Genomic DNA, 8,429 nt, shown 5'->3' on the forward strand with positions numbered 1-8,429 from the left:
AGCAAGAGGAGATCGCCCCAGGGGCGATACAACAGCAGCGTGACTCTTGTTCCCTTCGCAGGTATTAACCTGATCAGGTTCCGCGGATCCCGAATTAACGGTCTCAGCCCGTGCTTACACACTGGGCACTCCGACAAGAAAAATCCCCCTCCGCAGAGGGGCGACTGGTTGTAAATTACTCGTTAACGGTTAAGAACTCAAGCAGGGCGCGCAACGTTATCGCTGCTGCTGATATTCAGGTTGTTATCCAGTACGAGGGCGATGAGCTTATCTTCCAGCGTGAATCGCTCTTCCAGCGCTTCGCCCAGGTCGGACAGCGCCTGCTGGAACTCAAGATAGTTATCGTGATCGATGGCGTTCTCGAGCGTGGAATCGTAATAGTCCATGATCTGCTGGGTATTGGCTTCAAGCTGCGGACAGAGTTTGCTGGCCGCTAAATACGGCGTTGTCCCTTCCATTTCGCGGATAATGCGTTCATAAATGTTGAAATGGCCGTCGGAGAGGTAGTCGACAAGGCTCTGACAAAAATCATCCAGCGCTTTTTCGTTCAGCCGCATAAAGGATTCTTTGCCAGGCTTAAGACCGACCAGATTGTAATACGCCACAAGGAGATGCTTGCGCACATGTAGCCAGCGATCCACCAGGGTGTTACTTCCTCCAACGCGCTCAGTCAGGCTTTCCAGCTGGTTTAACATGGTCGACTCCATAAGGTTTAGAATGGGATCTGCTTATCCAAAATGTAACCACAATGCTAACAACATGTCAGTGAAGCGAAGGTAGTGCAATAGATATGGATCGTATTATTGAAAAATCAGATCTGGGTTGGTGGATCGTCAGTCACGAACAAAAATTATGGCTGCCCTCAGGAGAGTTGCCCTACGGTACCGCGGAAACGTTCGATCTGGTGGGCCAGCCCGCGCGGAAGATCGGCGAGTGGCAGGGCGATCCCGTGTGGTTGATCCAACAGGCGCGCCGTCAGGATATGGGATCCGTACGTCAGGTGTTAGATCTTGACGTCGGCCTGTTCCAGCTGGCGGGGCGGGGCGTGCAGTTGGCGGAGTTTTACCGTTCGCACAAATATTGCGGTTACTGCGGCCACACCATGCATCCAAGCAAAACCGAATGGGCGCTGCTCTGCGGCCACTGCCGTGAACGCTACTACCCCCAAATCGCGCCGTGCATCATCGTTGCCATCCGCCGTGATGATTCCATCCTGCTGGCGCAACATACCCGTCATCGCAACGGCATTCATACCGTCCTCGCCGGGTTCGTCGAAGTAGGCGAAACGCTGGAGCAGGCGGTGGCGCGCGAGGTGATGGAGGAGAGCAGCATCAAGGTGAAGAACCTGCGCTACGTGACCTCCCAGCCGTGGCCGTTCCCGATGTCTCTGATGACCGCGTTTATGGCGGAATATGACAGCGGTGAGATTGTTATCGACCAGAAAGAGCTGCTGGAGGCGAACTGGTACCGCTACGACAATTTACCGCTGTTACCCCCTCCGGGAACGGTGGCGCGTCGCCTGATAGAAGATACCGTGGCAATGTGTCGGGCCGAGTATGAGTAGTGTTACACTGACGGACTGACGCAATAAGGAACTGCAAAATGACCGAACTGAAGAACGATCGTTATCTGCGTGCGCTGCTGCGCCAGCCCGTTGATGTCACCCCGGTGTGGATGATGCGCCAGGCGGGACGCTATCTGCCAGAGTACAAAGCCACGCGCGCGCAGGCGGGCGATTTTATGTCGCTGTGCAAAAACGCCGAGCTGGCCTGTGAGGTGACGCTCCAGCCGCTGCGCCGCTTCCCGCTGGATGCCGCCATTCTCTTTTCGGACATTCTTACCATTCCGGACGCTATGGGCCTGGGGCTCTATTTCGAAACCGGCGAGGGCCCGCGCTTTACCTCGCCGATCAAAAGCAAAGCCGACGTCGATAAGCTGCCGATCCCCGATCCGGAAGGCGAGCTGGGCTACGTGATGAACGCCGTGCGCACCATTCGTCGCGAACTGAAAGGCGAAGTGCCGCTGATTGGGTTCTCCGGCAGCCCGTGGACGCTGGCCACCTACATGGTTGAAGGCGGCAGCAGCAAAGCCTTCACCATGATTAAAAAGATGATGTACGCCGAACCGCTGGCGCTGCATGCGCTGCTCGATAAGCTGGCGAAGAGCGTTACGCTCTACCTTAACGCGCAGATTAAAGCGGGTGCGCAGTCTGTGATGATTTTCGACACCTGGGGCGGCGTGCTGACCGGACGTGATTATCAGCAGTTCTCCCTGTACTACATGCACAAAATCGTTGACGGCCTGCTGCGTGAAAACGACGGTCGCCGCGTGCCGGTAACGCTGTTCACTAAAGGCGGTGGTCAATGGCTGGAAGCGATGGCGGCCACCGGCTGCGACGCGCTGGGCCTCGACTGGACCACCGATATTGCCGATGCGCGCCGTCGCGTGGGCGACAAAGTGGCGCTACAGGGCAACATGGACCCGTCCATGCTCTATGCTCAGCCTGCCCGCATCGAAGAGGAAGTGTCGACTATACTGTCTGGTTTCGGCCAGGGTGAAGGCCACGTCTTTAACCTCGGCCACGGCATTCATCAGGATGTGCCGCCTGAACACGCAGGCGTATTTGTGGAGGCGGTGCATCGGCTTTCTGCCCAGTATCACAAGTAAGGAGTGGTTATGGATCTCGCGTCGCTACGCGCTCAGCAAATCGAACTGGCTTCATCGGTGATCCGCGAGGATCGTCTGGATAAGGATCCCCCGCAGTACATTGGCGGGGCGGACGTCGGGTTCGAGCAGGGCGGTGAAGTGACGCGGGCGGCGATGGTGGTGCTGAAATACCCGTCGCTGGAGCTGGTGGAGTACAAGGTGGCGCGTATCGCCACCACCATGCCCTATATTCCCGGCTTTCTCTCCTTCCGCGAATACCCCGCGCTGCTGGCCGCGTGGGAGCAACTCTCGCAAAAACCTGACCTCCTGTTTGTTGACGGGCACGGTATCTCCCATCCGCGTCGCTTAGGCGTCGCCAGCCACTTTGGTCTGCTGGTGGACGTGCCGACCATCGGCGTGGCGAAAAAACGCCTGTGCGGCGCGTTTGAGCCGCTTTCTGCCGAACCGGGCGCGATGGCGCCGCTTATCCATAAAGGCGAGCAACTGGCGTGGGTCTGGCGAAGTAAAGCGCGCTGTAATCCGCTGTTTATCGCCACCGGACATCGGGTGAGCATGGACAGCGCGCTGGCGTGGGTGCAGCGCTGCATGAAGGGCTACCGGTTACCGGAGCCAACCCGCTGGGCTGACGCCGTTGCCTCTTCACGTCCGGCATTCATTCGTTGGCAGGAAATTCAGCCGTGATTCAGGTAAACTGCGGCTAATTTTCGATTCGAGACATCATCATGTTACAAAACCCGATTCATCTGCGCCTTGAGAAGCTGGAAAGCTGGCAGCACGTGACGTTTATGGCTTGCCTGTGCGAGCGCATGTATCCCAACTATGCCGCGTTCTGTAAGCAAACGGAGTTTGGCGAAGGCCAGATTTATCGACGTATCCTGGATTTGATCTGGGAGACGCTGACGGTGAAAGACGCAAAGGTGAACTTCGATTCACAGCTCGAAAAGCTGGAAGAGGCGATCCCGGCGGCGGACGATTACGACCTGTACGGCGTTTATCCGGCAATCGACGCCTGCGTGGCGTTGAGCGAGCTGATCCACTCCCGTCTGAGCGGTGAAACCCTGGAACACGCCATTGAAGTCAGCAAGGCATCCATTACCACCGTTGCGATGCTTGAAATGACCCAGGAAGGCCGTGAAATGACCGACGAGGAGCTGCGTGCTAACCCGGCGGTTGAACAGGAATGGGATATTCAGTGGGAGATTTTCCGTCTGCTGGCGGAGTGTGAAGAACGTGATATTGAGCTGATCAAAGGGCTTCGCGCGGACCTTCGCGAGGCCGGTGAGAGCAATATTGGTATAATTTTTAACCAATGAGACAACAAAACGTGATTTAACGCCTGTTTTGTCACTCCTCGACTCTTCCCTTTCGCCCCCCGTCTGGTCTACATTTGGGGGGCGAAAAAAAGTGGCTATCGGTGCGTGTATGCAGGAGAGTGCTTTTTTGGCATTTTCGTCGCACTCGATGCTTAGCAAGCGATAAACACATTGAAAGGATAACTTATGAACAAGACTCAACTGATTGATGTAATTGCGGACAAGGCTGATCTGTCTAAAGTGCAGGCTAAAGCTGCTCTGGAATCTACCCTGGCTGCTATTACTGAGTCTCTGAAAGAAGGCGATGCTGTACAACTGGTTGGTTTCGGTACCTTCAAAGTGAACCACCGCGCTGAGCGTACTGGCCGCAACCCGCAGACCGGTAAAGAAATCAAAATCGCCGCAGCTAACGTGCCGGCATTTGTTTCTGGTAAAGCACTGAAAGACGCAGTTAAGTAAGACGCGTGGCAGTGAACAGTTTTAACGAAGGGGCGGCAACGCCCCTTTTGTCATTCTGGCGTGGAACGCTCGCGCTGGCAGGCGTACTGTTGCTGTCTGCCTGTAGCCATGATTCCTCACTCCCCCCGTTTACCGCCAGCGGCTACGCTGACAACCAGGGTGCGGTCAGGATCTGGCGCAAAGATTCCAGCGATGAAGTCCATATGCTCACCGCATTCAGCCCGTGGCATAATGGCAACACCTCGACCGCAGAATACCGCTGGCAGGGCGATGCGCTGTCGCTCATTGAACTGAATATCTACAGTAAGACTCCCGAACACGTGAAGGTGCGTTTCGACGACCACGGCGAGCTGAGCTTTATGCAGCATGAGGTCAGTGGACTGAAACAGCAGCTTTCCAGCGATCAGGTCGCTCTCTACCGCTACCGTGCTGAACAACTCCGCCAGACCAGCGATGCGCTGCGTCAGGGCCGCGTGGTGCTGCGCCAGGGGCGCTGGCATGCCGATGGCACGGTGACCACCTGCGAAGGGCAGACCGTAAAGCCTGAACTTGAATCCTGGGCAACCGAACACATTCAGCGCCGTCAGCGGCATTCGTCTATGGAAGTGAGCGTGGCGTGGCTTGAGGCGCCGGAAGGCTCTCAGCTGCTGCTGGTGGCGAACGAAGACTTCTGCACCTGGCAGCCGACAGAGAAAAGTTTTTGATTTAAGTTCCCTCTCCCTTGAGGGAGAGGGTCAGGGTTAGGGGGAAATTACTCTCCCTGCTCCCGCGCAATGGCACGATAGCCGATATCCTGGCGGCTGAAGCTGCCATTCCAGTGAATATCCGCCATCAGCGCATAGGCGCGCTTCTGCGCCTCTGCCACGGTCTGGCCCAGCGCGGTCGCACACAGCACGCGACCGCCGTTGGTGAGCACGCGGTCGTCGTCAGCCAGCTTCGTACCGGCGTGGAACACCTTCGCGCCGTCAATCTCTTCCAGCGGCAGGCCGTGGATCTCATCTCCGGTGCTGTAGTTCCCCGGATAGCCACCCGCAGCAATCACCACGCCCAGAGACGCACGCTCGTCCCACTCTGAGGTTTTCTCGTCCAGCTTGCCTTCGCAGGCCGCCAGGCACAGATCCACCAGGTCGGATTTCATGCGCAGCATGATCGGCTGGGTTTCCGGATCGCCGAAGCGGCAGTTGAATTCAATCACCTTCGGGTTACCCTGCTTGTCGATCATCAGGCCTGCGTAAAGGAAACCGGTGTAGGTATTGCCTTCCGCCGCCATGCCCTTCACGGTAGGCCAGATGATGCGGTCCATGGTGCGCTGATGCACCTCATCGGTAACAACGGGAGCAGGAGAGTAAGCGCCCATCCCGCCGGTGTTGGGGCCGGTATCGCCATTGCCCACGCGCTTGTGATCCTGGCTGGTGGCCATCGGCAGAACGTGCTCGCCGTCGACCATTACGATAAAGCTCGCCTCTTCGCCGTCGAGGAACTCTTCGATCACGATGCGGTGGCCCGCATCGCCAAAGGCGTTACCCGCCAGCATATCCTGCACGGCGGCTTCGGCTTCTTCGAGGGTCATCGCCACGATCACGCCTTTCCCGGCAGCCAGGCCGTCGGCTTTGATCACAATCGGCGCGCCTTTTTCACGCAGGTAAGCCAGAGCAGGCTCTACCTCGGTGAAGTTCTGATATTCCGCCGTCGGGATGCTATGACGCGCGAGGAAATCTTTGGTGAAGGCTTTTGAGCCTTCCAGCTGTGCAGCCCCTTCCGTTGGGCCGAAAATTTTCAGGCCCGCGGCGCGGAAGGCATCCACCACGCCGATCACCAGCGGCGCTTCCGGGCCAACAATCGTCAGATCGATATTCTCGTTTTGGGCAAAGCTCAGCAGCGCCGGGATATCGGTTACGCCGATGGCGACGTTCTGTAGCGCGGGCTCCAGCGCAGTACCGGCGTTACCTGGTGCCACAAAGACGGTTTCAACCTGCGGAGACTGCGCTGCTTTCCACGCCAGGGCGTGCTCGCGCCCGCCGTTACCAATCACTAATACTTTCATTTTCTGCTCCGGGAATTAATGGCGGAAGTGGCGCATGTCGGTGAAGATCATTGCGATGCCATGCTCGTCGGCAGCGGCAATCACTTCGTCATCACGGATTGAACCGCCAGGCTGGATCACACAGGTGATGCCCACCGCAGCCGCAGCGTCGATACCGTCACGGAACGGGAAGAAGGCGTCAGAGGCCATGGCGGAGCCTTTCACTTCCAGGCCTTCGTCACCGGCTTTGATACCCGCGATTTTCGCCGAGTAAACGCGGCTCATCTGGCCTGCGCCTATTCCGATGGTCATGTTCTCTTTGGCGTAGACGATGGCGTTGGATTTCACGAACTTCGCCACTTTCCAGCAGAACAGTGCGTCACGCAGTTCCTGTTCGGTTGGCTGACGTTTGGTGACGACACGCAGATCGGCTTCGCCCACCATACCCAGATCGCGGTCCTGAACCAGCAGGCCGCCGTTCACGCGCTTGAAGTCCAGGCCTGGAACGCGCTCTGCCCACTGGCCGCAAACCAGTACGCGCACGTTCTGTTTCGCCGAGGTGATTTTCAGCGCTTCTTCGGACGCGGATGGCGCGATGATCACTTCGACAAACTGGCGAGAGATAATGGCCTGCGCGGTCTCAGCATCCAGCTCGCGGTTGAAGGCAATAATGCCGCCGAATGCGGAGGTCGGGTCGGTTTTGTAGGCGCGATCGTAGGCATCCAGAATAGAGGTGCTTACCGCAACGCCGCACGGGTTGGCATGCTTGACGATAACGCAGGCCGGCTCGCTGAACTCTTTCACGCATTCCAGCGCGGCGTCGGTGTCGGCAATGTTGTTATAGGAAAGGGCTTTGCCCTGAACCTGCTGGGCGGTCGCAACGGAGGCTTCTTTTACCTCTTCTTCTATATAGAAGGCAGCCTGCTGGTGGCTGTTCTCACCGTAACGCATATCCTGCTTCTTAATGAAGTTCAGGTTCAGGGTGCGCGGGAAGCGGCCAGAAGGATCTTTGCTTTCACCGTGGTAGGCAGGAACCAGGCTACCGAAGTAGTTGGCAATCATGCTGTCGTACGCGGCGGTGTGTTCGAAGGCCTTAATCGCAAGGTCGAAGCGGGTTTCGAGAGTGAGGGAGCCGTCGTTAGCATCCATCTCATTAATAATGGCGCTGTAGTCGCTGCTCTTCACCACGATGGCCACATCTTTATGGTTCTTCGCCGCGGAGCGCACCATGGTTGGGCCGCCGATATCAATATTCTCAACCGCATCTTCCAGAGAGCAGCTTTCGCGGGCGACGGTCTGGGCGAACGGGTAGAGGTTAACAACGACCATATCGATAGGCGCGATATCATGCTGTTCCATAATACCGTCGTCCTGACCGCGACGGCCCAGAATGCCGCCGTGCACTTTCGGATGCAGGGTTTTGACTCGTCCATCCATCATTTCCGGGAAACCGGTGTAGTCGGACACTTCGGTTACCGGCAGACCTTTATCTGCTAACAGGCGAGCGGTACCGCCTGTAGAAAGCAGCTCCACACCGCGTGCGGAAAGTGCCTGAGCGAATTCAACGATACCGGCTTTATCAGAAACACTGAGCAGAGCGCGGCGGACTGGACGACGTTGTTGCATGGTAAATCCCCTGGATTTCACGATTACAGAGAGCGTTAGATGAATTTTCCAGCGAAAAACTCATCTAACACACCTGACGAGGCCTCCTTGTTAAGCGCGAGCATTTTAACGAAAACGTTTGCGCAACGCTCGCATATTTTCACTTTTTCGAAGCGCTGTGGATAACTCTGTGTGTAAAAGGGTATAAGGCGGGGTTTTGCTGGGGAATGCAGCAGTCAGTCATTTTTCTGTCATTTAGCGGTTGCGGCCCGCGGAGAACTCCCTATAATGCGCCTCCATCGACACGGCGGATGTGAATCACTTCACAGTTAACCCGGTCGGTTGAAGAGAAAAAATCCTGA

The 8,429-nt window shown here is 56.9% G+C and carries 9 protein-coding genes and 1 riboswitch; of the genes, 6 read left to right on the forward strand and 3 right to left on the reverse strand.

Going from position 1 to position 8,429, the window contains the following annotated elements:
* Positions 1 to 33: 33 nt before the first annotated feature.
* A riboswitch (TPP riboswitch) is annotated at positions 34 to 143 on the reverse strand.
* 54 nt (positions 144 to 197) lie between these two features.
* Positions 198 to 695: an Rsd/AlgQ family anti-sigma factor gene (locus AC2FAJ_RS22965; RefSeq protein WP_028015105.1), complete on the reverse strand. Its 498-nt coding sequence runs from the start codon at positions 693 to 695 to the stop codon at positions 198 to 200.
* Between the two features lie 95 nt (positions 696 to 790).
* Between AC2FAJ_RS22965 and nudC the strand changes: the two genes are divergently transcribed.
* The 6 genes from nudC (at position 791) to AC2FAJ_RS22995 (ending at position 5,143) form a co-directional block, all read left to right on the forward strand.
* On the forward strand, positions 791 to 1,564 hold the full coding sequence (gene nudC / locus AC2FAJ_RS22970; protein WP_485454544.1) for an NAD(+) diphosphatase: 774 nt from the start codon (positions 791 to 793) through the stop codon (positions 1,562 to 1,564).
* A gap of 38 nt (positions 1,565 to 1,602) precedes the next feature.
* A complete protein-coding gene (hemE, locus tag AC2FAJ_RS22975; RefSeq protein ID WP_028015107.1) occupies positions 1,603 to 2,667 on the forward strand; it encodes a uroporphyrinogen decarboxylase in 1,065 nt (354 codons plus the stop codon).
* 9 nt (positions 2,668 to 2,676) lie between these two features.
* Positions 2,677 to 3,348 (forward strand): deoxyribonuclease V, encoded by a 672-nt coding sequence (gene nfi, locus AC2FAJ_RS22980; protein ID WP_485454545.1) that lies wholly within the window; start codon positions 2,677 to 2,679, stop codon positions 3,346 to 3,348.
* A gap of 41 nt (positions 3,349 to 3,389) precedes the next feature.
* Positions 3,390 to 3,980: a YjaG family protein gene (locus AC2FAJ_RS22985; protein WP_022646712.1), complete on the forward strand. Its 591-nt coding sequence runs from the start codon at positions 3,390 to 3,392 to the stop codon at positions 3,978 to 3,980.
* 186 nt (positions 3,981 to 4,166) lie between these two features.
* Positions 4,167 to 4,439, forward strand: a complete 273-nt coding sequence (gene hupA, locus AC2FAJ_RS22990) for a nucleoid-associated protein HU-alpha (protein WP_002445246.1) — start codon at positions 4,167 to 4,169, stop codon at positions 4,437 to 4,439.
* Positions 4,440 to 4,450: 11 nt separating this feature from the next.
* Entirely contained in the window at positions 4,451 to 5,143 is a 693-nt protein-coding gene (locus AC2FAJ_RS22995; RefSeq protein ID WP_028015109.1) for a DUF1481 domain-containing protein, read from the forward strand.
* Between the two features lie 47 nt (positions 5,144 to 5,190).
* On the opposite strand, the gene purD is transcribed toward AC2FAJ_RS22995, so the two are convergent.
* Both purD and purH read right to left on the reverse strand, forming a co-directional pair.
* Positions 5,191 to 6,483: a phosphoribosylamine--glycine ligase gene (gene purD, locus AC2FAJ_RS23000; RefSeq protein ID WP_252010040.1), complete on the reverse strand. Its 1,293-nt coding sequence runs from the start codon at positions 6,481 to 6,483 to the stop codon at positions 5,191 to 5,193.
* 15 nt (positions 6,484 to 6,498) lie between these two features.
* Positions 6,499 to 8,088 carry a bifunctional phosphoribosylaminoimidazolecarboxamide formyltransferase/IMP cyclohydrolase gene (purH, locus tag AC2FAJ_RS23005; RefSeq protein ID WP_485454546.1) on the reverse strand — a complete coding sequence of 530 codons (1,590 nt, stop codon included), beginning with the start codon at positions 8,086 to 8,088 and terminating at the stop codon, positions 6,499 to 6,501.
* Positions 8,089 to 8,429 lie beyond the last annotated feature (341 nt).

It is taken from the genome of Enterobacter cloacae complex sp. 385G4 (assembly GCF_057320665.1).